Source organism: Bradyrhizobium sp. Kon37, from assembly GCF_055807535.1.
Genome location: NZ_JBVVOY010000020.1, coordinates 19,070 through 42,542 on the forward strand (window position 1 = coordinate 19,070; position 23,473 = coordinate 42,542).

Genomic DNA, 23,473 nt, shown 5'->3' on the forward strand with positions numbered 1-23,473 from the left:
GATCACTTGGCCGCAAACGAGCACGAGCGCGGCGGGCTCAGCTCAGCCAGCAATTCCCTCGCCGTCTCGAGGCTGCGCGTGTGGAATCCCTCGGTAAACCGCCGATAGACGGACGCAAGCATATCGTGTGCCTCGTGGCGGCGCCCGCCTCGCTGCCATAGCCTCGCAAGCGCGATCGCCGCGCGAAGCTCATAGCCTAGCGCTCCCTGATGGCGGGCGACGTCGAGCGCCTGCACGAGGCTCAGCTCCGCTTGCGGAAGATCCGGACTTCTCTTGCGCATCAGCGCTTCCGCTCTGACGCGCAACATGTCGGGCATGTCCATCATGAAGTTGCAGTGCCGGGCCTGGGCAATCGCCCGATCAATGGTGTCCAGGGCTTCGTCGCCATGACCTGTCGCCGCCAGGGCTTCGGCGAGGGGCATGCGAAGCCCTGCCACTGCACCGAAATTCCGGCTCTGCAGCTTCTCGATCGAACCTTTCAGCATCGCGAGCCCGATGCCGGTCTCGCTGCGGGCCAGCAGCGTAATCCCCTTTATGGCCTCGCCGACCATCTGGAGGATGGCGAGGTTGTGCCTTCGGGCCTCCACGATGAACCTGTCGACATGTTCCTCACAATCCCCCGTGTCGCCATTCCAGAAGAAGACGCCGAATGCCCATGGCAACGCTCGGCAGAACATGACCGGATGATTCGTTGCGATAACGTCGGAGATGGCCCGGCGCACCAGTTGCGTCGCCTGATCGGGATGTCCCTGAAGCCAGAGGACGCGCGCAAGGGTGATTTGAGCGCGTTTGGGATATTCGAGGGTGAGGCCGCTAAGGACGTCCCCATCCAGGCCCGAATGACGCAACGCCGCTTGGATGTATGAGCGAGAGTCAATGAACCTGCCGAGATACTGGCAGGAGATGCTGAGCAACACGCGCATGCGCGCGACGGCATTGGAATCGTTGCTGGTCAGCGCAATGGTTTCGCCACGTTTGGCGGTAGCCAATGCCTCATCATATTTTCCGACGAACAATTGCAGCAGATGCAACTGGTCGATCAAACGGATCTGCTCTGGTATGTCACCGAACTTTTCGGTCAGAGCGAGCGCGCGGCGGAGGTGATTTGCGCCAAGCTCATCCAGCTGTCCCGTGAGCATGCGGGCGGCTCCAAGCGCAGTATGAAGGATGAGACCGTGCCTGCTGCTTGCATCGGTTTCGTCCAGTGCTTCGATGGCGCGGGTCACCCAGAGTTCGGATTCCGGCAGGAGCGACAGCTTGAAGAAGAGCGGTATCGATGCCGCGACGAGGGCCACGCCGGTTGTGCGGTCTCCCTGATCCGAGAAGCACCACGTCAGCGCGGCCCGTATGTTGCCGAATTCCTCGGCCGCCGCCGAAAGGTCCCGGCCCGCTTTGCCCGCGATCCTTTCAAGGAGACCGAGAAAGTAGCGGGCGTGACAGTGCAAAATCGCGCGGGCGTCGCCGCTGGCGGCAAGTTTCTCTTGCGCGTACGCCCGGGTCGAATCCGCGAGGCGGTAGCGGGTCGGTTGCGAGGCGGTGTTCAGTGCAAGCATCGACTTGGCGACGAGACTGTCGATGATCGCAAGGATCGCATCGTCGTTCTCCGCGGTCGCGGCAATCGACCGCGCGGCCTCCAGGGTCATGCTGCCGACAAACACCGACAGCCGGCCGAGGATTACGCGCTCCGGTTTGGAGAGAAGATCGTAACTCCATTCGATGGTTGCGCGCAGCGTGCGGTGTCGGGGCAGCGCGGTGCGTCGTCCCTCCCAGAGCAGATTGAGGTGCTGGTCGAGGAGCTGGACCATCGCTCTCGCGCCGTATGCGGCCACATGGCCGGCGGTGAGCTCGATCGCTAGCGGGATGCCGTCGAGCCGACGGCAGAGGTTGCCGACGTCGGAGGCGTTCGCATCCGTCAGCGTGAACTCGCCGCCTCCCGCGGTCGCACGCTCCACGAAGAGTTTTACCGAAGGGTAGGCGAGAGCATTTGCGGCCGTCAGAATGGCCTTCTCCGGCGGGCTCGGCAGGGGCGGGAGACGGTATGTGAACTCGCCTTCGACGCGCAGCAACTCGCGGCTCGTGGCCAGGATGTGCAGCTCGGGGGCCACCTGGTAGAGCCGTTCGGCCAGCGCTGCGGCCGCTTCGATGACATGCTCGCAGCAGTCCAGCATGAGCAGCATGCGCTTGTCGCGCAGGAATGTCGCGAGGCTGCTCGTGGGATCATTCGATCGAACCAGCAGCCCCAGCGAAGACGCGACGATCGCCGGCACCGGAGCGGCGTTGCCGGTCTCGCCGAGGCCGACGAAGTGGACACGACCGGCGAATTCCGCGAGCAAGGCATGGCCCGCGGAAACGACGACCGTGGTCTTGCCGATGCCGCCCGGGCCGACCACCGTGACGAAGCGGTGGGCTCGCAGCTTGTCCGAGATGTCCTGGATAGCTCGCTCACGTCCCACCATCTGTCGGGGATGCGCCGGCAAATTGTGGACGTAAGTCGGATTGGTTGGCGCGGGTTGCCTCTGTTCCGGGCGCGAGACCGCCGCGACGAAGCAGTAGCCTTGGCCGGAGACCGTGCTCAGATATCTGGCGCCGGCATTGCCGTCTCCGAGTGCCTTGCGGAGTGCGGCGATATGGACACGCAGACTGTTTTCCTCAACAGCGGTGCCAGGCCATGTCCTGGTGATCAGATCGGTCTTGCTGACGACGTGGCCGGCCTGCCGGACCAGCGCGAGCAGGATGTCGAATGCGCGACCCGATAGTTGGAGCGGACTCCCGTTTCGTTCAATCCGCCTCTGCGAGGGGTCGAGGCGAAACGGCCCGAAGAGAAAAATCTCCCGGGCGGACTCGTCTTCGGCGGGGCGGCCAGCTTGGGCCATCAAGTCGTTACTTTGCCAGCGGGGGGCCATTTTGGGACATCAACCCGGCGCACGACTCGTCACGTTCTGTGATTTGGAAGCACACCAAGACGTGCGACCGCAGTGGCGCTCAGACGGTAACATCCGGTCGTTTCAGGGTAAAGCATCGGGCTCTATCACTTTCGTCTGAGGCTTGATCGTGCGACGCCACGACGCGCCCGCCCTATCCGATCGATGCCGGCTTGAGAATGTCTTCCAGTCCGATCCGGCGGAGCAGTTCCGCGCGGACGCTGTCGGCGACGGCATCGACGGCTGCAGCTCCGTCATCGTCCGGGCCGAAATGAACACGCAGCGGACGCTGTCCGAATGGCATGTCGACGATATCGGCGATTGCGGTTGCGACGTCTTGCGGAGTTCGCTCCTTTGCTGAAAGCTGCGCAAGTGCCGATACTGCGATCTCGCTCAAATCGGCCGTCGGACCATCCGCATATTCCTCGGCCCTGATGGTGTCGAGCGGACGGCCGGAGCGAACGTAGTGGCTGGGTCCGAGCGCACTTGGGACGATGATGGTCGTCTCGACACCCCAGCGCGCGAGCTCGCCGGCATAACCGAGCGCCAGCGCGTCCAGTGCGGCCTTCGACGAAGCATAGGTTCCCAGGAAAGGAACCGAGCCGCCACGCGCGCTGCTCGACGAGACCCATATCAGCAGACCATGGCCCTGCCTGCGCAGCTGCGGCAGTGCGGCCCGATTGAGCCTTTGCGCACTCAGAACGTTGGTGTCGTAGAGTTCCGCAAGCTGGTCCGGTGTAAAGGCCTCCGCTGGCCCGTAGAGCACCTGCCGGGCATTGTGCACGATTACGTCGAGGCGGTTGTTCTCAGCGACGATGGCATCGATGGCCGAGTTTACGGAGGCTTCCGAGGAGACGTCGAACGCAATGGTTCGGAGTTCCGCGCCATGCGTCGCGGCCTCGGCTCCGGCCTCTCCGACGTCGGGCTCATCCTGGCCATCCATTTCCCGCATGGAAACGTAGACCCTATGTCCGGCTTGAGCCAGTTTCTGGCATGTGCTTCGTCCGATGCGGTTTGCAGCTCCAGTGACGACGATCACTTTGCTCATTCGATCCCCAATCGCATTGCGGCATCCGCAAAGGCACCAGCGTCGCGACACGTTCATCGTTCGTCGATCGACTGGCGGCCTTGCGTGAAGAACCTCTGAAATGCCGCCGGTTGCAAGACGGGTCTTTCGAGCCCGGCGGGCGATTTCCAGATCGCACGAATTATTTCGAGAAAGCCCGAAAGTGGAGCTTCCCGCCGATCGGACCAGCCGGAACGTGCCTTCGCGAAATTGGCGGTGGGTTTCAGAAGATCGCGATCCTGGCCGGCGGCTACAAAGAACCCGAACCGCTCGACAGAGCGAGCCGCGTGGCCGGTCTGCGCTTGGCGAGGAGAAGCAATGAATCAGTCAGGCAATTCGCCGCGTTCGGGGCTTGGCTGGCTCGTGTTGATCGTGGCCCTCGTCGGAGGCGGCGCTGCTGCGTTCGCGTACGCTGCGGGCTGGCTCTCGCCCGGGCGCCTGACACCGGAGCTGATGATTTCGGCGCTGACGCCTCCGAGTGGCGCGCCGCTCGGGCACCGGCGAAATCATGCCAAGGGAATCTGCTTCACCGGCGTCTTCGAGTCCAACGGAAACGGCGTGGAGCTCTCGAAGGCCAGAGTCTTCGAGAGAGGCGGGTATCCGGCCCTGGGCCGCTTCAATCTTGGCACAGCCGACCCGAACGCCGTGGATGCGACCGTGCGGGTGCGCGGTTTGGGGTTGCAGATCGCAGCGGCGGACGGCGAAGAGTGGCGGATGGCGCTGATCGACCCGCCGGTCTTTGCAGTGTCGACGCCGCATGCGTTCCACGATCTGCTGATTGCATCCGGCAAGAAGGATCCGGAGGCGATGAAGAGTTTCATCCAGGCAAACCCGGAATTCGCCGCCTTCGCGACCTGGGCCAAGACGGCGCCGTGGACCGCGAGCTATGCGGAGGATGCCTACAACGGCCTCAACAGCTTCATCTTCACGGATGCGAATGGCGGCGAGCGCGCGGTGCGATGGTCGCTGCGGCCGACCGCAACGGTCGTTCCGGTGTCACAGGCCGAACTGGAGAAGCGCGGCCCGGATTTTCTCGAGCAGGAGATAGCGGAGCGGGTCCGGACCGCCGGCTCGCAACGCTGGACCATGGTCACGACCATCGCCGATCCCGGTGATCCGACCGCGGACCCGAGCAAGGCTTGGCCCGAGGGGCGGCGTACGGTGCAGGTCGGAACGCTTGTCGTCCAGCGGATCGAACCCGAGCGGGATGGACCCTGCCGCGACATCAACTTCGATCCGACCGTGCTGCCCCAGGGAATCCGGGTGTCGGACGATCCTTTCCCGGCCGCGCGCTCGTCGGTCTACCGCAAGTCCTATGATTTGCGTGCGGCCGAAGCCGGCAACTATCCGCGAACCGCGACCGTCAAGCCATGAGCAACTCTCCGCATCGTTTCGCCCTGTTTCAGCGGCTCCTGCACTGGCTGATGGCAGCCTGCATCGTTGCCATGTTCTTCATCGGCGTCGGCATGGTGTCCACTGTGGCGGCGACATATCTGCCGCTCATCCTGATCCACAAGACGCTCGGCGTCACGCTTCTGGTCCTCGTCGTGATCAGGCTGGCGCTGCGGCTCCATTACGGCGCGCCGCCGTTGCCGGCAGATCTTCCGCCGGCGATCAAGCTGGGAGCGAGATTGTCGCACCAGCTCCTCTATGGCTTCATGATCGTCATGCCGTTGCTGGGTCTCGGCATGCTCTGGGCTGCGGCCTATCCGGTCGTCCTGTATGGCGGGATTCGAATCCCGGCGCTGCTGCCGCAGAGCGATCGCGTGCACACGCTGCTATGGAATGCTCATTTTTACCTGGGCTTCGCGTTCTTTGCCCTCGTGCTGCTGCATCTGGCGGCAGCGCTGTTCCACACATTGGTTCGCCGCGACGGCGTGTTCGGGACGATCGCACTGTTTCCACTGCGGAACAGGACGACGCCGGCAGAATGAGCGCTTGGCGCGTCGGCGACATGCGCGGCTCAAATTTTTCAACCTCCAACAAGGATGACGACAATGACCAAAGCAGATATCCAAACCCCAACGGATCTCGGGGCCAACGCGAACCGGGACGTTCCAGCCGCGCTGAGAGCGCTGCTGGCTGATGTCTTCGCGCTGTACCTGAAGACCAAGAATTTCCACTGGCACGTGTCGGGAAGGCACTTTCGCGACTACCACCTTATGCTCGACGAGCAGGCCGAGCAGATCTTTGCCATGACCGACGACATTGCCGAGCGGGCGCGCAAGATCGGCGGAACGACGCTGCGCTCGATCGGCCAGATCGCGCGCGAGCAGCGCATTCTCGACAACGACGCCGATTATGTCGACCCGCAGGACATGCTGGCCGAGTTACGCAGCGACAATCAGCAACTGACGCGGGAAATGCGCCGGGTCCACGAGCTCTGCGACGAATACGGCGATGTCGCGACCGCAAGCCTGCTGGAAAACTGGATCGACGAGACGGAGCGGCGGATCTGGTTCCTGTACGAGACCGGCCGGGGCGGCCCGAACTCGTAAGCACCTGGCATGGGATGCGGCCGCAAAGCGAAGCGGGCCGCGCGCTGCGACGACGCGGAAGCGACGGAGATCCTCGCGTCCGCGTATTGCTGGCTGATCGTCTTCGCATTGATCGACCAGGCGCACGCCATGTACCCGTCGGTCGTGAATCCCGCAGCAGCGCTCCGCATCGTGCGGATGAAACAATGGCGCTGCATCCTCGAAAGATGACTGGACGCGGATCTCTATAGGCTTGACCACGTCCACGACCGGCACGCCGGTCATACGTACAAGGGTCAAGCCATGACGGATATGTCGAACTCGAAGGCGTCGCTCGGAAGGGCCGTTCACGCGATCAGCGGAAAATGGGGCTGGTTCGTTGCGCTGGGGGTCGGTGAACTGATCCTCGGCGGCATTGCATCGGTCAATCTGATGGCGGCGAGCCTCGCCTCCGTGCTCGTCATCGGCGTCAGCATGGCAGTCGCCGGGATCTTCCAGATCGTGCATGCCTTTTCGGTGCACGGCCTGCGCGGCTTCCTGTTCTGGCTGTTCGCCGGGATCGTCTATGCCGCTGCCGGAGCCGTCGTCCTCTACGATCCGCTGCTGGCTTCGTTCACGCTGTCGCTCGTGGTGTGTGCTCTCCTGGTCGTTGCCGGTGCGACACGGATCTGGACGGGTTTCCATCTGCGGCCGGCCGCGGGCTGGCGCTGGATCGTGGCAGCCGGCGTTGTGACGTTCTGCGTCGGCGCGATGCTGATTGCGGTCTTGCCTGCCGTCGGCCTGTGGCTGCTCGGTGCGATGCTGGTCGTGGATCTGGTCTTCCAGGGTTGGGGCTTTATTGCATTCGGGCTCGCGCTCAGAAGCCGAGCCTCGCGGCATTCGGCCGAGCCGGCGACGGTCTGAGCCATGATGACAGGTTCGACATTCACGCGGCACCGGGAGATCGACTGGCGCGGTGGCCGCACGACATCGACGTCGCGGCTGGTTGCCGAGGAGAGCGCCATTGCGCTCACTTACAACGGATCGACCCATGCCGTGATGATGGGAACGCCAGCCGATCTGGAGGATTTTGGTCTCGGCTTCAGCCTGACCGAGGCGATCATCGACCGCGCAAGCGAGATCAGGAGCATCGAGCTGATCTCGAACGAACTCGGCATGGAGGTTCGGATGTGGCTTGACGGCGGCCGCGCGACGACCCTGGCCGCACGCCGCCGCGCCATCAGCGGTCCGGTCGGATGCGGATTATGCGGTATCGAAAGCCTCGAACAGGCGCGTCGCGCGCCGTCACGCGTTGAAGGGCGTGGCATTGCCTTTCACGCGCGGGACCTGCTGAACGCCATGCATGCGCTGTCTCCCCTCCAGATATTGAACCAACATACGCGGTCCGTTCACGCGGCAGCCTTGTGGCGCCCTCGCACCGGCATTGCTCTGATCAGGGAGGATGTCGGCCGGCACAATGCGCTCGACAAGCTTGCCGGCGCAATCGTCCGCGACGGCAAGTCAGCCTGCGACAGCGCCGTGCTGCTGACGAGCCGGGTTTCGGTGGAGATGGTGCAGAAGGCCGCGATGATCGGCGCGCCGGTCGTTGTGGCCGTTTCCGCGCCGACCGCGCTCGCGATCCAGACCGCGAACGAGGCGGGAATCACGCTACTCGCCGTCGCCCGCGATGACGGATACGGCGTGTTCACGCATCCGCGCCGTGTTCTGCTGCCTGACGAGGCCGCCCCGCGCGCCGGCTGCTGACTTCGGCGGACCCGCGAATATGGCCATGCAAACTGCAGCACTGGAGCCCCTGGCCGGGACAAGCGTCGAAGCCTGTGCCCCGGAACGATCGCTGCTGGTTGCCTCTGTGCTGAGCATGTCGGGCGGTTTCCTCGACGCGTTTACCTGGCTGTCACTCGGCGTCTTCGCGAGCTCGCAAACCGGCAATGTCGTCTTCCTCGGAATCTACGCGCTATCAGGGCAATGGCAGCGCGCGCTTCACCATCTTCTTCCACTCGTGGCCTTTGTCCTGGGAGCGTTGGTGGCGGTTCGCACCCGGGCGGCGTTATGTTGCCTCATCGGAGAGATCGTCTGTCTCGCCGCGACGATGCTGTTGCTTCATCGCGTTTCGGATGAGATCACGATCCTCGTCATCTCCTTTGGCGTCGCGCTGCAGTCGGCAAGCTTCAGACAGGTCGGTCACTGGAAATATCTCTCGGTCACGGTCACCGGCAACATGCTCCGGGCCATGGATCAGTTCGTTGCGGCGCCTGATCGCGATGCGGCGCGCGGCGCCGGAACCATGCTCACGCTCTGTTTGGCGTTCCTGCTAGGGGCCGCCGTCGGCGGTTGCGTGACGAAATGGTTGGGAACCTGGAGCCTCGCTCTGCCGATGGCATCGTCGATATACGTTCTCTGGCTCTGCCGCCGGCGAAGCCATTCGCACTGACGTCGCGCTCGCTTGTTGCAGGCAGAGGCGCTCGCCATGCCATTCGGAAAGAGGGCGTTCGTTCGCGGAAGCGCATGCGCCGTCCCGCGGATAAGCTCGGGGGTGCGGCCGCGGTGCTCAAGGTCGACAACATTCCGCAATCGGCCGCTCGCGCGCGGGCGACCGCGAAGCGGGCGTGAGCGAACGGGAGGCTCTCCGATGGATCCGACGGCACTCCTCCTGTCGCGGCTGCAATTCGCCTTCACCATCTCGTTCCACATCATCTTCCCGGCATTCACGATCGGGCTTGCGGCCTGGCTCACCGTGCTGGAAGCGATGCACCAGTACAGTGGCAAGCCCGTCTACCGGACCCTGTTCGCGTTCTGGCTGAAGATCTTCGGCGTGGCCTTCGGCATGGGCGTCGTATCGGGCGTGGTGATGGCATTTCAGTTCGGAACGAACTGGAGCGTGCTCTCGAAGATGTCGGGTCCGATCCAGGGCCCGCTTCTGTCCTACGAAACATTCACCGCCTTCATGCTGGAGGCGGGCTTCTTCGGCATCCTCATCTTCGGCCGGCCCCGGGTGCCGCCGTGGTTCTACCTGTTCTCGACCGCGATGGTTGCGCTCGGAACCACGCTGTCGGCGTTCTGGATCATGGTCAACAACAGCTGGATGCAGGTGCCGACCGGCTACGTCCTGCAGAACGGCCAGTTCGTGCCTGATGACTGGGCGCAGATCATCTTCAATCGCGTGGTCTGGGTCCGGCTTCCGCATATGCTGCTCGCGTCCTACCTGACCGGCGCGTTCTGCGTGGCGGCGACCGGCGCGTGGTATCTGCTGCGGCGGACCTATCGCGCCGAGGCGCATGTAATGCTGCGGATGGGCCTTGCGCTCGCGGCGGTGCTGCTGCCGGTCCAGCTCTTCATCGGGCATCTCGTCGGTGACTACGTCCACGACTACCAGCCGGCTAAGTTCGCCGCGATCGAGGCACGCTGGCATGACGAGCAGCCGGCCTCGGAGGTGCTGATCGCAATTCCCGATTCGAGCACCGAATCGAACAAATACGCGATCTCGATTCCCGTGCTCGGCAGCATCATCGGCAGCAGGAGCCTGACATCGAAAGAGGTCGGCCTGACCAGCTTTGCGCCGCAGGACCGGCCGCCGGTAACGATACCCTTCTTCGCCTTCCGCATCATGGTCGGCTGCGGTTTCGTGATGCTGGGGCTGGCCTTGCTCGGGACCTGGCTCGGCCTCAAGCATCGGCTGGATCGGAGCCGCCTGCTGCTGTGGGGCATCTTCCTCAGCTTCCCGCTGCCGTGGATCGCCATCCTCACCGGCTGGTACACCGCGGAAGTGGGGCGCCAGCCATGGACGGTCTATGGCGTGCTGCGCACTGCGGACGCCGTGACGCCGTTCCTGACCGCGTCGGCTGCGTTGACCTCGCTGATCCTGTTCGTCGCGGTCTACGCCTTCATCTTCTCGTTCGGGACATATTACATCTATCGGCTGCTGCGTGCCGGCCCGGCGGGACTCGGCGGCAAGCCGCTCCACGTCCCCGTGCCCAATCGGCCGATGTCGCTCGCCGATCAGGTGCCGGCCGCCAGCAGCTATCTCGAGGCAGGAGAGTAACCATGGTGATGTACTGGGTTGCCCTTCTTGCCATCAGCATTCTGATCTATCTCCTCCTCGACGGGTTCGATCTCGGCGTCGGCATGCTGTTCGGCCTGGCCGGCAGTGAGGCGAAGCGAGACGCCATGCTGAGCACGGTCGCTCCGGTCTGGGACGGCAATGAGACCTGGCTGATCGTCACGGGCGTGATCATGTGGGGCTCGTTTCCCGTGGTGTACGCCATGGTGATGTCGGCATTCTATATCCCGGTCGTCGTGATGCTGCTCGGATTGATCCTGCGCGGCGTGGCCTTCGAGTTTCGCGGCAAAGCGCTCCGTTCGCGCTGGGTCTGGGACGTCAGTTTCGTCGCGGGCTCGTTTGCGGCGAGTTTCATGCAGGGCGCGATGGTCGGCGCTCTCGTCGAAGGACTTCAGTTCTCCAACGGCGATTATACCGGTGGAACGCTCGGCTGGCTGACCGCCTTTTCCGCCCTGTGCGGGATCGGACTCTGCTTCGGCTATTCGCTGCTCGGGGCCTGCTGGCTGATAAGGAAGAGTGATGGTCCCGTTCAGGATGCCGCGCGGAGCCAGATCCCGCCGCTGGCGACCGGCGTCCTGGTGTTCCTGGTCGTCGTCTTTGCGTATGCGCTTGCCGAACATCTTCCGATTCTGCAGCGCTGGACCGACCGGCCCTATCTGCTCGTGTTTCCCGCGATCGGCGCCGGCGCGGCCGCGATGCTGGCCAAGAGCATCCTGGTCCATGACGATTATTGGCCGTTCCACATGGTCGCGCTGATCTTCGTGGCGGCTTTCGCCACGCTCGCTCTGTCGTTCTGGCCCTACATGATCCCGTTCGTCATCACGATCGACGAGGCCGCGGCGCCTCATGCAAGTCTCGCCTTCATGTTCTGGGGCGCTGGCCTGTTCGTATTCCCGCTGATGCTGCTCTATGTCGCCGTGGGCTATCGCGTCTTCCGCGGCAAGGCGGCCCCAGCGGCCGATCACTACTGACCGCTGTACGGCTCGAAACGCGGACAAAAAGAAAGGCGCCGGTTTCGGCGCCTTTCTCGTTCTGGTCCCTATGTGGATTTGCTTCAGGATTTGGGCATGACACCGGGGCCATTGTCCGGCCACTGGGCGATCAGCTTCTCGTCGATGTTGAAATGCTGGGCGACCAGGCTGGGAGGCGTGTGCGTCAGCCAGTTGGATAGCGACACCTCTTCGTAGCGAGGCGCACGAAACACACCGACGAACTGCAGTTCGGTGTCGCCGACGTTCTCCACATAATGACCGAGATTGCGCCTGATATAGCCGATGTCGCCGGCGGAAAAGTCCGTCGTCAGCGCGTTGGGGCCGGTGTCGAACACCGTCATCCGTGCCTTGCCCTTGATATAGTACTGCCACTCGTCGGCATTCGGATGCCAGTGCATCTCCCGGACCGCTCCCGGCGGCATCGTCACCAGCGCCGCGGCGACGGTGGTGGCGACCTTGAAGTTGCTGCTGTCGGCGACGCGGATGCTGCCGGCGGAGCTCTCCTTCACCGGTGCCGAACTGCCGAGCGAATGGATGAAGGGATAGGGCGGTGCCTCGGCATGCTTGGCGATTACGGCACGATCGGCGGCGAGATCGCCGGGCACCGTGCCCTGGAAGATCCAGCGATTATGCAGCGGAATCTTCGCGAAGGTATCGGCCGGGACGCCGAAATTCTTCGCGAGCACCTCGGGCGGCGTATGGGCGAGCCAGTCCGTGACCAGCAGCGTGTTGAACTCATTGGCGTGGCCGTCGTCGAAACAGATCACGAATTCGCAACCATCAGGCCCCAGGCCTTGCAGCGAGTGCGGCGCGCCCGGTGGGAAATACCAGAGGTCGCCGGCCTTGAGGTCGCCGACATAGGGGTGCCCCTGCGTGTCGAGCACGGTGATGCGGCAGCTGCCGTAGGTCATGATCGCCCATTCGGCCGCCTGATGCCAATGCAGCTCGCGGATGCCGCCGGCGGACAGCCGCATGTTGACGCCAGAGATCTCCTTCGAGATGGCGAAGTCCGCGACGGTGACTTGCCGTGCCCAGCCGCCATTCTGGATGCGCCTCGGCGCATTGTTGAACGAGGCCCAATCCATCGGCAAGCCACCGACGTCGGTCGCCGGCGGAGTTTGTGCGGAGGGGAATTGCTTGCCCAGTTCGGGATTCTGCGGACCGGGATCGGTCAGGCTTCCGGGACTCTTGGCGTTGACGGCGCCTTGCGGCGGCTCGTCCGGATTGCCGAAGGTTGCGGCCTGCGCACTGGAGCCGACCATGGCGGCGCCTGCCGCGGACATGGCCAGCAAATCACGTCGTGAAAGCATCTTGGGTCGCTCCTGAAAACTGTCGAAAGCCCTCCCGTAGCGACGGGGCTCCGGCCGACCAACCTAGTTTCCGGTTGCCGCTTCTGCTTCCGCGAACGGCGCTGTTTTTGCTGGAATGCATGGCTGCTTCGGCCCGCCGCCCGGGATCGAACGTGTGCAATTGCGAAATTCGGCTTCGTTCTGAAAAGACGGCTCTGCCTGCGCGATCCTTAACTGAACCGGAGAATTGCCACATCGAGAGATATCGAGATGACCACGAAGTCGGTCCGTCCCTATCGCGAACCCGCCGGCGGCTGGGGCGCACTGAAGGCGCTCAGCGAGGCGCTTCTGGTGCAGCGGGCGCCGCTGAAAGGTGCAGCGACGCTCAGCCGGATGAATCAACCAGAGGGCTTCGATTGCCCCGGCTGTGCCTGGCCCGATCCGAAGCATACCTCATCATTCGAATTCTGCGAGAACGGCGGCAAGGCAATCGCTTGGGAGACAACATCGAAGCGCTGCACGCCGGAATTCTTCGCCGAGCATACCGTCACCGAGCTCGCTGGCTGGAACGATTACGATCTCGAAATGGTCGGGCGGCTCACTCATCCGATGGCCTACGACGCCGTATCCGACCGCTATCTTCCGGTGAAATGGAGCGATGCATTCGATATGATCGGTCGCGAGCTCCGGGCCTTGCCGGATCCGAACATGGCGGAGTTCTACACGTCCGGGCGGACTTCGAACGAAGCCGCCTTCCTCTTTCAGCTCTTCGTGCGCGAATACGGCACCAACAACTTTCCCGACTGCTCGAACATGTGCCACGAGGCGACCAGCGTTGGTCTGCCGTACTCGCTCGGCGTCGGCAAGGGCACCGTGCTGCTGGAGGATTTCGACAAGGCCGATTGCATCTTCATCTTCGGCCAGAATCCGGGCACCAACAGCCCGCGGATGATGACCAGCCTGCGCAATGCGGCACGCCGCGGCGCCTCCATCATCTCGTTCAACCCGTTCCGTGAGCGGGCGCTGGAACGTTTCCAGGCGCCGCAGAGCCCGGTCGAGATGATGACGCTGTCGTCGACGACGATCAGCTCAAGACTGTTCCAGGTGCGGGTCGGCGGCGACGTCGCCGTCCTCAAGGGGATCATGAAGATCCTGGTGGAGGCCGACGAGGCTGCCCGTGCCGCCGAGCAGCAGGAGATCCTGGACTGGGATTTCATTCGTGGCCACACCGCCGGCGTTGAGGCGCTGATCGACGATCTCAAACGCACGCAATGGCCGGACATCGAACGTCAGTCCGGCTTGACGCGCGAGGACATGGAATATGCGGCGGGCGCCTATATGAAGGCCGAGCGCGCCATCCTCGTGTACGGAATGGGCATCACCCAGCACTGGCGCGGTGCGAACAACGTCCAGCAGATTGCCAACCTCGCCCTGTTGCGCGGCAATGTCGGGCGCGATGGCGCCGGCGTCTGCCCGGTTCGCGGTCATTCCAATGTGCAGGGCGATCGGACCGTGGGAATCACGGAAGTCCCCAAGGCGGACTTCCTCGAGCGCCTGGAGCAACGCTTCGGCTTCAAGCCTCCGGCCGCACCGGGACACAATGTGGTGACCGCGCTCGAGGCCATGATCGGCGGCGAGGTGAGGGCCTTCTTCGCGATGGGCGGCAATTTCGCCGCAGCCATTCCGGACTGGCAGGCGACCCAGGCCGCGCTTGGCAAACTCGCTCTGACTGTCCACGTCTCGACCAAGCTCAACCGCAGCCATCTGATCCATGGCCGTGCCGCCCTGATCCTGCCGTGCCTCGGCCGCACCGAGATCGATGTGCAGCAATCGGGGCCGCAGTCGGTCACGGTGGAAGATTCGATGTCGATGGTGCATGCGTCCGCCGGCCGCAACAAACCGGCATCGGAGCATCTCCTCAGCGAGATAGCGATCGTCGCCGGCGTCGCCAAGGCGACGCTGGGCGAGCGCACGGTGGTCGATTGGGACGGCTTCATGGCTGATTACGACCGGATTCGCGATGCGATCGAGGCGGTGTTCCCGATCTTCCAGGGCTACAACGCCCGCATCCGCGTCCCCGGCGGCTTCCATCTTATCTCGACGGCACGCGAGCGCATCTGGGCGACGCCGTCGGGCAAGGCGAACTTTTTGGTCTTCCCGGGTTGCGGCGAGGACCCGCCGCAGAGCGATCCGGATTTCTTGTGGCTCACCACAATACGCAGCCACGATCAGTACAACACGACGCTCTACTCGATGTCCGACCGCTATCGCGGCGTGTTCGGCCAGCGCGACGTAGTCTTCCTCAACGAATACGAGTTGAAGAAGCGCGGGCTTGCCGACGGCGACCGCGTCGATCTGATAACCGCCTCGACCGATGGCGCAGAACGGATCGTGCGCAACTTCCGCGTCGTGGCCTATGCCTTTCCGACCGGCTGTTGCGCGGCGTATTATCCGGAAGCCAATCCGCTGGTGCCGCTCTATGCCCGTGATCCCCTGAGCCTCACGCCGTCATACAAGGGCGTGCCGATCCGCCTGGTGCGTGCGGCCGCGACCGGAGAATAGCGACTGCGCCGGAGACGTCCCGTCACATCTCGGCGTGGAGATCGCGGCGCGGCGAATCCGCCGGCGAAACGGCTATCGGCAGCGTGAACCAGAAGCGGGCGCCGCCATTCGCGCCGTGGGCTTCGGCGCCGATCCGGCCTCCATGCGCTTCGACGATCGACCGGCAGATCGGCAGTCCCATGCCCATCCCGCTGTCCTTGGTCGTGAAAAAGCTCTCAAACAGCCGATCGACATGTTCGGCGGCGATGCCAGGACCGTTGTCCTCCACGGAGCAGCACAATTTCGCCGCGTCCTGCGTGACCGTGCTGATGATGATCCTCCGATCATCATATCCCGCTTGTGTCATCGCCTGCACCGCATTGATGGTTAGGTTGACGATCACCTGCTGGAGCTGGGTGCGGTCACCGAGCACCAGCGGCGTGCCCGGATCGGGCCGGTGCAGGACCGTCACGTTGCGGGATTCCATCTCGTGTTGAAGGAAAAGAAGCGCTTCGCGAATGATCTCGTCGAACGACAGGGATGCCTGCTCGGGGACTTTCCGGGAAGCCATCCCGTGAACGCGCGCCACGATGTTCGCGGCGCGCTGGGTATCCACGACGATGTTCTCAATGGTCTTGCGGATCTCGAGGATATCGGGGACGGGCCTGTTCAGCCACCGCAGCCCGGCGGCGCCATTGGTGGCGATAGCGGCGAGCGGCTGATTCACTTCGTGGGCGATCGACGCGGTGAGCTCGCCGAGCATCGAGACACGCGCGGCATGTGCGAACTCCGCCTGCACCTGCCGGAGCCTTTCCTGGGCGCGAAGGCGTTGTGAAATGTCGATCGTGCCGACCAGGCTTATTTCGAGATCATTGATGGGGCCGACCCGAGCTGTCGTGAAGAGAACGTCGACGACGCGGCCGTCCCAGGTGACCATCCTGGTCTCTTCCTCGAAGTTCGTCTCGCCGCGATAACGGGATTCCATGGCGCGCCGGAACGTATCGGGACGTTCCTTCCAGGTCTCGGCCATGGAACGTCCGACATAGCCGTCGACGCCTCTGCCGAACATCTGGATTGCCCGTTCGTTGGCCTCCTGAAACGAGAGCGCATCCATGCAGGTCCGGAGGAACTCGGGATGGCTGTCGAAATAGGCGCCGAGGTCCTTGACGCCCTCGGCGCGCAATTTTCGGAACAGCACGACCAACCTGCTGGCGTCGAGCTGACGAAACGCGATCGGCATGCGGCTGAACAAATGGCGGTAGCGCTGCTCGCTCCGCTCCAGCTCGGCATGGGCCTTCTTCTGGGCGGTGATGTCCATGATCGCGCCGACGAGCGTCAGCGAAGCGGCTAGGAAAGCAGCGAAAGCGATCGCCGTAAAATTGTCTCCAAGCAGTGAACAGGCGAAGGACAGCAGGGTCAAAACCAGGCTGCCCCAGGCCCACAGCAGAATCCGATCCTGTATTGTCTGGATCGGCAGCAAACGGCGCCACCATCGCTGGGGCTGTAGAGAGTTAGCGCCATCCAGGCGTTCGAGCGTCATGCAAAAGGTTTACCGCCCCGCCGGAGGCCGGTCTTTTGCGTTTTCCTTGGTGCTTTGTCAAAACGCACGAAGCCGTGATCGAGGCGACATCATGCCTGCGGTCACCTGCTCAAGCGGATTCATGGCGCAATCCCGTATCTGCTCCGCTCGTGGATGGAGCGGATGTCTCGGCCGACCGCGGCTTGCGTCCGGTGAGCCAATTGCTGAACTGGTCCAGATAGAGATAGACGACGGGCGTCGTGTAGAGCGTCAGGATCTGCGATAGCATCAGGCCGCCGACGATGGTGTAGCCGAGCGGCTGACGCAGCTCGGCGCCGGTGCCGGAGCCGATCATCAGCGGCACGCCGCCCAGCAGCGCCGCCATCGTTGTCATCAGGATCGGGCGGAACCGCAGCGTGCAGGCCTGGTAGATCGCCTCTTCCGGGCTGAGCCCGTGCTGGCGCTCCACCTCGAGGGCGAAATCGACCAGCATGATGCCGTTCTTCTTGACGATGCCGATCAGCAGGATGATGCCGATGATGGCGATGACGCTGAGATCCATGTGGACGGCCAGCAGCAGCAGCAGCGCGCCGATGCCTGCCGAAGGCAGCGTCGACAGGATCGTAATGGGGTGGATCAGGCTCTCATAGAGCACGCCGAGGATGATGTAGATCACGATCAGCGCCGCCCCGATCAATAGCGGCGTGCCCGACAGGGAGGACTGGAACGCCTGCGCATTGCCCTGGAACGAAGCCGTTAGCGAGGCGGGCTTGCCGGTGCTCTTCTCGATCTCCTGGATCGCCGCCACCGCATCGCCCAGCGCGACTCCAGGCCGCAGGTTGAATGAGATCGTCACCGAGGGAAACAGGCTCTGGTGGTTGATCAGGATCGGCGCGGGCTTGATGACGCTGTGGACCAGCGTGCTCAGGGGGACCTGCTGGCCGGTGGCCGAGTTCAGGTAGATGTCCTTCAGCGCTTCGGGGCCGTACTGGAAACGCGGATCGACTTCCATCACGACATGGTACTGGTTCAGCGAGGTGAACATCGTGGAGACGATGCGCTGGCCGAAGGCGTCGTCGAGCGTGTTGTCGATCGTCGTGGGCAGTATGCCGAAGCTCGATGCGACCTCGCGATTGACGGTGACCTCGAGCCGCGGGCCAGCATTGGCCTGGTCGCTCGCGACGTCGGTGATGAGGTCGAGCGCGCGAAGCTTGTCCAGGAAGATCGCCGACCAGTTGGTGAGCTCGTTTGAATCGGCATCCGTCAGCGTGTACTGATATTGCGTCTTCGACAGCCGGGCGCCGATGGTGATGTCCTGCGCGGCCTGCATGTAAAGTCTGATGCCCTGAATATGCGACAGCGCAGGTCCCAGCCGTTCGATGATCTGATCGGCACTGGCCTTGCGCTCCGGCTTCGGCTTCAGGACGATGAAGATGCGTCCCTGGTTGAGCGTCGCGGTCGGGCCGCCCGGGCCGATATAGCTCGCCACCGACTGGACCGCCGGATCCTTCGAGAGGATGTCGACGACCGCCTGCTGGCGTTCGGACATCGCGGGGAAGGAGATGTCCTGTGCGGCTTCGGTGATGCCGACGATCTGCCCGGTGTCCTGCTGCGGAAAGAAGCCTTTCGGAATGATCACGTAGAGGTAGCCGGTCAGCGCAATGGTCGAGAGCATCACCAGCAGCGTCACAAAGCGATGGCGCAGCACGATTCGCAGGCCGCTCGCATAGAGCGCGAGCAGGGCATCGAAACCGCGTTCGAAGGCGAGGTAAACCCGGCCATGCTTCTTGCGCGATTCGTCCTTCAGCAGCCGCGCGCACATCATCGGCGTCAGCGTCAGCGAGATGATGAGCGACAACAGCAGCGAGGCGGTGATCGTGACGGCGAATTCCTGGAACAGCTTGCCGACGTAACCGCCCATCAAAAACAGCGGGATAAACACCGCGATCAGCGACAGGGTGATGGAGACGATCGTGAAGCCGATTTCGCTGGACCCTTTGAGCGCGGCCTCCATGGGCGTCATCCCCTGCTCGAGATGGCGCACGATGTTCTCGATGACGACGACCGCATCGTCGACCACGAAGCCAACCGCGATCGACAGCGCCATCAGCGAAAGATTATCCAGGCTGTAGCCGAGCACGTAAAGCACCGCGAACGTGCCGACCAGCGACAAGGGAACCGTGATCGCCGGGATGATGGTGGCCCAGAGATTCCGCAGGAACAGGAATATGACCATCACGACCAACGCGACCGTCAGCATCAGCGTGAATTGAACGTCGGAGACGGCCGCGCGGATGGTGGCGGTGCGGTCGGCGGCGATCGTCACCTTGATTGCCGGGGGAACGGAGGCCTGCAGTTGCGGCAGCAGCTTCTTGATGCGGTCGACGGTCTCGATCACGTTGGCGCCGGGAACGCGCTGCACCGCCAGGATGATGGCGGGATCCTTGCCGTACCAGCCGGCCAGAAGGTCGTTCTCCGGTCCGTCGACCGCCGTGCCGATGTCGCGTATCCGCACCGGCGAGCCGTTGCGATAGGCGATGATGAGGTCTTCATAGGCGGAGGGCTTGAGCAGCTGATCGTTGGTGTTCAGCGTATAGGTGACGCGCGGGCTGTTGAGCGTGCCCTTGGGCAGGTCGACATTGGCGCCGGCGATCACGGTGCGGACGTCTTCGAGGCCGATGCCGCGGGCGGCGAGCGCCTGCGGATTGACGCGAACGCGGATCGCGGGCTTCTGCTGGCCGCCGATGCCGACGAGACCGACGCCCGGCACCTGCGAAATCTTCGGCAGCAGGATGTTCTCCGCATAAGCGTCGACCGTGGTCAGCGGCAGCGAGTCCGACGTCAGCGCGATCAGCATGATCGGCGTCTCCGCCGGATTCACCTTCCGGATCGTCGGGGGGTAGGGGATGTTCGGCGGCAGGAACGGGCTCGCGGCATTGATCGCGGCCAGCACGTCCACTGCCGCACTATCCACCGTGCGCGACAGCTCGAATTGCACCGTGAGCTGGGCCACGCCAAGCGCGCTGGACGAGGTGAGCTGGGTGACGCCGGGGATCTGGCTGAGCTGCTGCTCGAGCGGCGTGGCCAGCGACGAGGCGATCGTTCCGGGGTCGGCGCCGGGCAATTGCGCCGAGATCTGGATGGTTGGATAGTTGACGTTCGGCAGCGCGCCGACTGGCAGCAGCGGATAGGCGGCAAGCCCGCACAGCAGCAAGCCCGCCATCAGCAGGGCGGTTGCGATCGGCCGCAGGATGAAGGGGGCGGAGAGGTTCATGGGATTGCGTCCTGCACGGCACTTTGCAGGTCGGCTTCACGCGCGGCCTTGCCGTGCAGCTCGCGAACGCGACTGCCTTCCGCGAGCCGGTACTGGCCGTCGATCACGACGACGTCGCCGGATTTCAGTCCCTGGTCGATCAGGGCTTGGCCATCGCTGATTTGTGCGACGTGAACGGGACGCAAGGCGGCCGTCTCGCCGCCGGTCACGACATAGACATAGCTGCCGTTCGGCCCCTGCTGTACGGCCGAACCGGCGACGGTGAGCGCGCCCTTCCGGATCTCGAGCAGCAGGCGCGCGTTCACCAGCTGGCCCGGCCACAGCCGGTGCTCATGGTTCGGGAACACCGCCTTGAGCTGCACGGTGCCGGTCGTCCCCGCGATCTCGTTGTTGACCAGCAGCAGCGTGCCTTCGTCGAGCTTCGTCTTGTTGTCCTGGCTGTAGGCGATGACCTTCAGCTCACCCTTTGCGGCGTGCTCCTGGATCACGGGCAGGTCGGTCTGCGGCAGCGTAAAGAGCAGCGAGATCGGCTCGATCTGGGTGACGACGACGAGACCGTTGGGGTCGGTCGGGTGAATCACGTTGCCGACATCGATCTGGCGAACGCCGGTGATGCCGGGAATGGCCGACGTCAGGCGCGTGTAGCTGAGCTGGACGTTGGCCTCGTCGATCTGGGCCTGGTCCGCTTTGACGGCGGCCCTTAGCTGGGCCACCTGCGCGGTCTGCGTCTCGATCAGTTGCGGCGTCGCGTAGCCCTTGTCGCCGAGCTGATTGTAGCGGGAGAGATTGGCCTCGGCATTCGTCAGTTGCGCCTGGTCCCTTTCGCGATTGGCCGTCAGCTGCTCGATCTGCGCTTCGTAAGGACGCGGATCGATCTGGGCCAGGAGGTCGCCGGCCTTGACGGTCTGTCCTTCCGTGAAGGCGATCCTGACGATCTGCCCCTGGATCTGGCTGCGCACGACGTCGGTGTTGTAGGCGATCACCGTGCCGATGCCGCGCAGATAGATCGGCACGTCCTTGCCCGTGATGGTGGCGGCGACCACCGGCACGGCGGTGGGCACGGGTGCGGCGGCTACGGCCGGCTTCTGGTCGGTGCCGAAGAACCAGAAGCCCGCGCCGGCCAGGATCACGGCGAGAGTAACGATCACAATGGTGAGGGTCCGTTTCACGGCGATGGTCCTTCTTGATCTCAGGGATTGCCGGAGCCGTCGATCGACGTCGTGCTGCCCATGGATGTGGGGCCGGGCACCGGCACGGACGGACTAATTCCGGCGCCGCCAATTTCGGTGGAGCCCAGCGGAATTCCGACGCGCCCGACCGTCGATGTCGAGGGCAGGGACGACGGTGCCACGCTGCTGCCGGCGCAATTGGTCGACGAGGTGCCGGACAGCCCGCCGCCGTCGAACAATGCTCCGCTGGATCCGGCGTTGCCGGACCCGGCACAGCCCATCGTGCTTTGCACGGGATTGATCGGCGAGATGCCGGGCGTTGCGATCTCGGTCGATCCCAGCGGGATGCCTACAGGTCGCGTGGATTGCGGGTTGAGCGGCGACGTCGCAAGCATTCCGGCAGGCGGCTGCATGCCCGGCATCGTTGTTTGAGCGTTGGCCGCAGCCGGGACCAGCCACAGCATGGCGATCGCAAGCATCACACACTTATATGTTGAATGCCGTTGTCGCATGGCTGAAAACTCCGGCTGACTGCGATCGAACAATAGGAAGCCGCGGGAGCGCGGGTATTTCGAGAACGCACGTCCTGCTCCCCGGCTGCACGACGGCGAGGCGTAACACGTGCTTCGCGCGTCTCATTCTCTTTCGCGCGACCATTTTGGCGCGTCGCCGCGTCGTCGGCCCTAAAACGGCTTTCGCTATCTCAGGATGGCGCGCGCGTGCGCGATCTCCTGGCTGCACGCGGCGATATCGCCGGTGCGATTGGCGGCGCGCGCGCGCTCGAGCGAATCGAGCGCATCAGTGAAATCGACGCCGTTGCTCCCTTCGGCTTCGGCGAGCGAGCGGGGCGTCGGTTGATGGCTGCGCAGCGCGTTGAGGCTCTCCGGCTTCCAGCCGTGGGAGCCCGCGTCCTTCTCGATGGCCAGATCCAGCTGGGCCTGGGTTTGCGCGATGTCATCCGTGCAGGTGCCGGCATGAGCCGGCATTGTTGCGCTGAGCAGGACGAAGAGGGCGGCCCGGCACGTTGCGGTGGAGGTCATTGGTCGATCCTATGTTCGGATTTGGAGTGGCGTCATGAACGTTGTGGTGAATGACAGAGTGCGCATCGATCGTCTTTCATGTCCGAACGCCGGCCGTTCACGCTCGCGAGAAATCATGTCATGAATGTCAGTGTGCATGACATGGGCCTTCGGTTAGAGGTGCATCTCGGGATGATGTTCGGGCGCTGATTGTCGCAGCTTGCGTGCTGCGGCGTGCGAAGTGGCAAGGACAGTTGTTTGCCGAAATACGCAGGCAAGCCTCGAAATTAGTGTCACGTCATTCCAACCCGGAGTGATCCTGACATGAAATACCTCAACGCTGGTCTCGCCTTTGCCGCTGCGCTCTCCTTGATGGCGACCGTTGCCCCCGCGCGCGCCGAACCCCTGAAAAATATCGTCCTGGTGCACGGCGCCTGGGTGGATGCGTCCGGCTGGAAGCCGGTCTACGAGATCCTGACCAAGGAAGGTTTCCGCGTCACCATGGTGCAGGAGCCCGAGACGACATTTGCAGACGACGTCACGGCAGCAAAGCGCATCCTCAATCTCCAGGACGGCCCGACGCTGCTCGTCGGCCACAGCTATGGCGGCTCGATCATCACAGAGGCGGGTGTGCATCCCAATGTCGTCGGCCTGGTCTACGTCGCCGCGCACGCGCCCGACGTCGGCGAGGACGAATCGGCGCTCGGCAAGAAGACACCGAGCGTCCTCGGCAAGACCGAAGGCGTCATCAAGGTCACGCCCGACAAATTCACCTATCTCGATCCCGTGCAATTCCCGAAGCTGTTCGCGCCCGATCTGCCGCGTGAGCGCGCCGAGTTCGTCGCGCGATCCCAGGTGCTGGCAGCGACGCAGGTGTTCAGTACGCCGCTGACGGCGGCCGCGTGGAAGACCAAGCCGAGCTGGGGCATCGTCGCCGGCAGCGATCAGATCATCAATCCGGATCTCGAGCGCTGGTACTACGAGCGCGCGAAAAGCCAGACAACGGTAATCCCAGGCGCCAGCCACTCGGTCTACGAGTCTCATCCGAAGGAAGTGGCGGCCGTGATCGCCCGCGCCGCGCGCAGCATCCCGCAGCCCGCTACCCGCTGACGCCCGTTTTTGCCGGTCCTGACGCACGGCCGGCAGAAG

General features: G+C 63.8%; 20 protein-coding genes. 12 read left to right on the plus strand and 8 right to left on the minus strand.

Annotated features, from left to right (window positions below):
- Window positions 1-2: 2 nt before the first annotated feature.
- Both AC0L3J_RS28425 and AC0L3J_RS28430 read right to left on the minus strand, forming a co-directional pair.
- Complete coding sequence (locus AC0L3J_RS28425; RefSeq protein WP_473349177.1) at window positions 3-2,873, minus strand: ATP-binding protein; 2,871 nt, start codon at window positions 2,871-2,873, stop codon at window positions 3-5.
- A gap of 202 nt (window positions 2,874-3,075) precedes the next feature.
- Complete coding sequence (locus AC0L3J_RS28430; RefSeq protein WP_473349178.1) at window positions 3,076-3,969, minus strand: SDR family NAD(P)-dependent oxidoreductase; 894 nt, start codon at window positions 3,967-3,969, stop codon at window positions 3,076-3,078.
- Window positions 3,970-4,305: 336 nt separating this feature from the next.
- On the opposite strand from AC0L3J_RS28430, the gene AC0L3J_RS28435 reads away from it, so the two are divergent.
- The 9 genes from AC0L3J_RS28435 to cydB all read left to right on the plus strand — a co-directional run bounded on the left by AC0L3J_RS28435 (window position 4,306) and on the right by cydB (window position 11,492).
- On the plus strand, window positions 4,306-5,361 hold the full coding sequence (locus tag AC0L3J_RS28435; protein ID WP_473349269.1) for a catalase family peroxidase: 1,056 nt from the start codon (window positions 4,306-4,308) through the stop codon (window positions 5,359-5,361).
- Complete coding sequence (locus AC0L3J_RS28440; protein WP_473349179.1) at window positions 5,358-5,921, plus strand: cytochrome b; 564 nt, start codon at window positions 5,358-5,360, stop codon at window positions 5,919-5,921. The genes AC0L3J_RS28435 and AC0L3J_RS28440 overlap by 4 nt, the downstream gene beginning before the upstream one ends.
- 63 nt (window positions 5,922-5,984) lie before the next feature.
- Window positions 5,985-6,485, plus strand: a complete 501-nt coding sequence (locus AC0L3J_RS28445; RefSeq protein ID WP_473349270.1) for a Dps family protein — start codon at window positions 5,985-5,987, stop codon at window positions 6,483-6,485.
- A gap of 9 nt (window positions 6,486-6,494) precedes the next feature.
- A complete protein-coding gene (locus AC0L3J_RS28450) occupies window positions 6,495-6,695 on the plus strand; it encodes a hypothetical protein (RefSeq protein WP_473349180.1) in 201 nt (66 codons plus the stop codon).
- A gap of 72 nt (window positions 6,696-6,767) precedes the next feature.
- Window positions 6,768-7,367 carry an HdeD family acid-resistance protein gene (locus tag AC0L3J_RS28455; RefSeq protein ID WP_473293687.1) on the plus strand — a complete coding sequence of 200 codons (600 nt, stop codon included), beginning with the start codon at window positions 6,768-6,770 and terminating at the stop codon, window positions 7,365-7,367.
- Window positions 7,368-7,370: 3 nt separating this feature from the next.
- On the plus strand, window positions 7,371-8,207 hold the full coding sequence (gene fdhD, locus AC0L3J_RS28460; RefSeq protein WP_473349181.1) for a formate dehydrogenase accessory sulfurtransferase FdhD: 837 nt from the start codon (window positions 7,371-7,373) through the stop codon (window positions 8,205-8,207).
- Window positions 8,208-8,226: 19 nt separating this feature from the next.
- Entirely contained in the window at window positions 8,227-8,895 is a 669-nt protein-coding gene (locus AC0L3J_RS28465; protein WP_473349182.1) for a YoaK family protein, read from the plus strand.
- A 198-nt stretch (window positions 8,896-9,093) separates the two neighbouring features.
- Window positions 9,094-10,503: a cytochrome ubiquinol oxidase subunit I gene (locus tag AC0L3J_RS28470; protein ID WP_473349183.1), complete on the plus strand. Its 1,410-nt coding sequence runs from the start codon at window positions 9,094-9,096 to the stop codon at window positions 10,501-10,503.
- 2 nt (window positions 10,504-10,505) lie between these two features.
- Window positions 10,506-11,492 carry a cytochrome d ubiquinol oxidase subunit II gene (cydB, locus tag AC0L3J_RS28475; protein ID WP_473349184.1) on the plus strand — a complete coding sequence of 329 codons (987 nt, stop codon included), beginning with the start codon at window positions 10,506-10,508 and terminating at the stop codon, window positions 11,490-11,492.
- Between the two features lie 83 nt (window positions 11,493-11,575).
- On the opposite strand, the gene AC0L3J_RS28480 is transcribed toward cydB, so the two are convergent.
- A complete protein-coding gene (locus AC0L3J_RS28480) occupies window positions 11,576-12,823 on the minus strand; it encodes an oxalate decarboxylase family bicupin (protein ID WP_473349185.1) in 1,248 nt (415 codons plus the stop codon).
- Window positions 12,824-13,072: 249 nt separating this feature from the next.
- Between AC0L3J_RS28480 and AC0L3J_RS28485 the strand changes: the two genes are divergently transcribed.
- Window positions 13,073-15,364 carry an FdhF/YdeP family oxidoreductase gene (locus tag AC0L3J_RS28485; RefSeq protein WP_473349186.1) on the plus strand — a complete coding sequence of 764 codons (2,292 nt, stop codon included), beginning with the start codon at window positions 13,073-13,075 and terminating at the stop codon, window positions 15,362-15,364.
- 22 nt (window positions 15,365-15,386) lie between these two features.
- On the opposite strand, the gene AC0L3J_RS28490 is transcribed toward AC0L3J_RS28485, so the two are convergent.
- A complete protein-coding gene (locus AC0L3J_RS28490) occupies window positions 15,387-16,457 on the minus strand; it encodes a sensor histidine kinase (RefSeq protein ID WP_473349187.1) in 1,071 nt (356 codons plus the stop codon).
- A gap of 21 nt (window positions 16,458-16,478) precedes the next feature.
- Between AC0L3J_RS28490 and AC0L3J_RS28495 the strand changes: the two genes are divergently transcribed.
- Complete coding sequence (locus AC0L3J_RS28495; RefSeq protein WP_473349188.1) at window positions 16,479-16,694, plus strand: hypothetical protein; 216 nt, start codon at window positions 16,479-16,481, stop codon at window positions 16,692-16,694.
- Between the two features lie 298 nt (window positions 16,695-16,992).
- Here the strand turns inward: AC0L3J_RS28495 and AC0L3J_RS28500 are convergent, their stop codons facing one another.
- From AC0L3J_RS28500 to AC0L3J_RS28515, 4 genes are all read right to left on the minus strand, one after another.
- Window positions 16,993-20,136, minus strand: a complete 3,144-nt coding sequence (locus AC0L3J_RS28500; protein WP_473349189.1) for an efflux RND transporter permease subunit — start codon at window positions 20,134-20,136, stop codon at window positions 16,993-16,995.
- Entirely contained in the window at window positions 20,133-21,305 is a 1,173-nt protein-coding gene (locus tag AC0L3J_RS28505; protein ID WP_473349190.1) for an efflux RND transporter periplasmic adaptor subunit, read from the minus strand. The genes AC0L3J_RS28500 and AC0L3J_RS28505 overlap by 4 nt, the downstream gene beginning before the upstream one ends.
- 20 nt (window positions 21,306-21,325) lie before the next feature.
- Window positions 21,326-21,784, minus strand: coding sequence for a hypothetical protein (locus AC0L3J_RS28510; RefSeq protein WP_456768678.1), 459 nt, complete (start codon window positions 21,782-21,784; stop codon window positions 21,326-21,328).
- A 219-nt stretch (window positions 21,785-22,003) separates the two neighbouring features.
- Window positions 22,004-22,345, minus strand: a complete 342-nt coding sequence (locus AC0L3J_RS28515) for a hypothetical protein (protein WP_473293695.1) — start codon at window positions 22,343-22,345, stop codon at window positions 22,004-22,006.
- 303 nt (window positions 22,346-22,648) lie between these two features.
- Here AC0L3J_RS28515 and AC0L3J_RS28520 point away from each other — a divergent pair, with 303 nt between their 5' ends.
- On the plus strand, window positions 22,649-23,434 hold the full coding sequence (locus tag AC0L3J_RS28520; RefSeq protein WP_473349191.1) for an alpha/beta hydrolase: 786 nt from the start codon (window positions 22,649-22,651) through the stop codon (window positions 23,432-23,434).
- Window positions 23,435-23,473 lie beyond the last annotated feature (39 nt).

What these genes read in the sequence shown, in the direction of transcription:
- AC0L3J_RS28425 (WP_473349177.1), bottom strand. Translation starts at nt 2,873, where the DNA reads ATGGCCCAAGCTGGCCGCCCCGCCGAAGACGAGTCCGCCCGGGAGATT.
- AC0L3J_RS28430 (WP_473349178.1), bottom strand. Translation starts at nt 3,969, where the DNA reads ATGAGCAAAGTGATCGTCGTCACTGGAGCTGCAAACCGCATCGGACGA.
- AC0L3J_RS28435 (WP_473349269.1), top strand. Translation starts at nt 4,306, where the DNA reads ATGAATCAGTCAGGCAATTCGCCGCGTTCGGGGCTTGGCTGGCTCGTG.
- AC0L3J_RS28440 (WP_473349179.1), top strand. Translation starts at nt 5,358, where the DNA reads ATGAGCAACTCTCCGCATCGTTTCGCCCTGTTTCAGCGGCTCCTGCAC.
- AC0L3J_RS28445 (WP_473349270.1), top strand. Translation starts at nt 5,985, where the DNA reads ATGACCAAAGCAGATATCCAAACCCCAACGGATCTCGGGGCCAACGCG.
- AC0L3J_RS28450 (WP_473349180.1), top strand. Translation starts at nt 6,495, where the DNA reads ATGGGATGCGGCCGCAAAGCGAAGCGGGCCGCGCGCTGCGACGACGCG.
- AC0L3J_RS28455 (WP_473293687.1), top strand. Translation starts at nt 6,768, where the DNA reads ATGACGGATATGTCGAACTCGAAGGCGTCGCTCGGAAGGGCCGTTCAC.
- fdhD (WP_473349181.1), top strand. Translation starts at nt 7,371, where the DNA reads ATGATGACAGGTTCGACATTCACGCGGCACCGGGAGATCGACTGGCGC.
- AC0L3J_RS28465 (WP_473349182.1), top strand. Translation starts at nt 8,227, where the DNA reads ATGGCCATGCAAACTGCAGCACTGGAGCCCCTGGCCGGGACAAGCGTC.
- AC0L3J_RS28470 (WP_473349183.1), top strand. Translation starts at nt 9,094, where the DNA reads ATGGATCCGACGGCACTCCTCCTGTCGCGGCTGCAATTCGCCTTCACC.
- cydB (WP_473349184.1), top strand. Translation starts at nt 10,506, where the DNA reads ATGGTGATGTACTGGGTTGCCCTTCTTGCCATCAGCATTCTGATCTAT.
- AC0L3J_RS28480 (WP_473349185.1), bottom strand. Translation starts at nt 12,823, where the DNA reads ATGCTTTCACGACGTGATTTGCTGGCCATGTCCGCGGCAGGCGCCGCC.
- AC0L3J_RS28485 (WP_473349186.1), top strand. Translation starts at nt 13,073, where the DNA reads ATGACCACGAAGTCGGTCCGTCCCTATCGCGAACCCGCCGGCGGCTGG.
- AC0L3J_RS28490 (WP_473349187.1), bottom strand. Translation starts at nt 16,457, where the DNA reads ATGGATGCGCTCTCGTTTCAGGAGGCCAACGAACGGGCAATCCAGATG.
- AC0L3J_RS28495 (WP_473349188.1), top strand. Translation starts at nt 16,479, where the DNA reads ATGGCTGTCGAAATAGGCGCCGAGGTCCTTGACGCCCTCGGCGCGCAA.
- AC0L3J_RS28500 (WP_473349189.1), bottom strand. Translation starts at nt 20,136, where the DNA reads ATGAACCTCTCCGCCCCCTTCATCCTGCGGCCGATCGCAACCGCCCTG.
- AC0L3J_RS28510 (WP_456768678.1), bottom strand. Translation starts at nt 21,784, where the DNA reads ATGCTTGCGATCGCCATGCTGTGGCTGGTCCCGGCTGCGGCCAACGCT.
- AC0L3J_RS28515 (WP_473293695.1), bottom strand. Translation starts at nt 22,345, where the DNA reads ATGACCTCCACCGCAACGTGCCGGGCCGCCCTCTTCGTCCTGCTCAGC.
- AC0L3J_RS28520 (WP_473349191.1), top strand. Translation starts at nt 22,649, where the DNA reads ATGAAATACCTCAACGCTGGTCTCGCCTTTGCCGCTGCGCTCTCCTTG.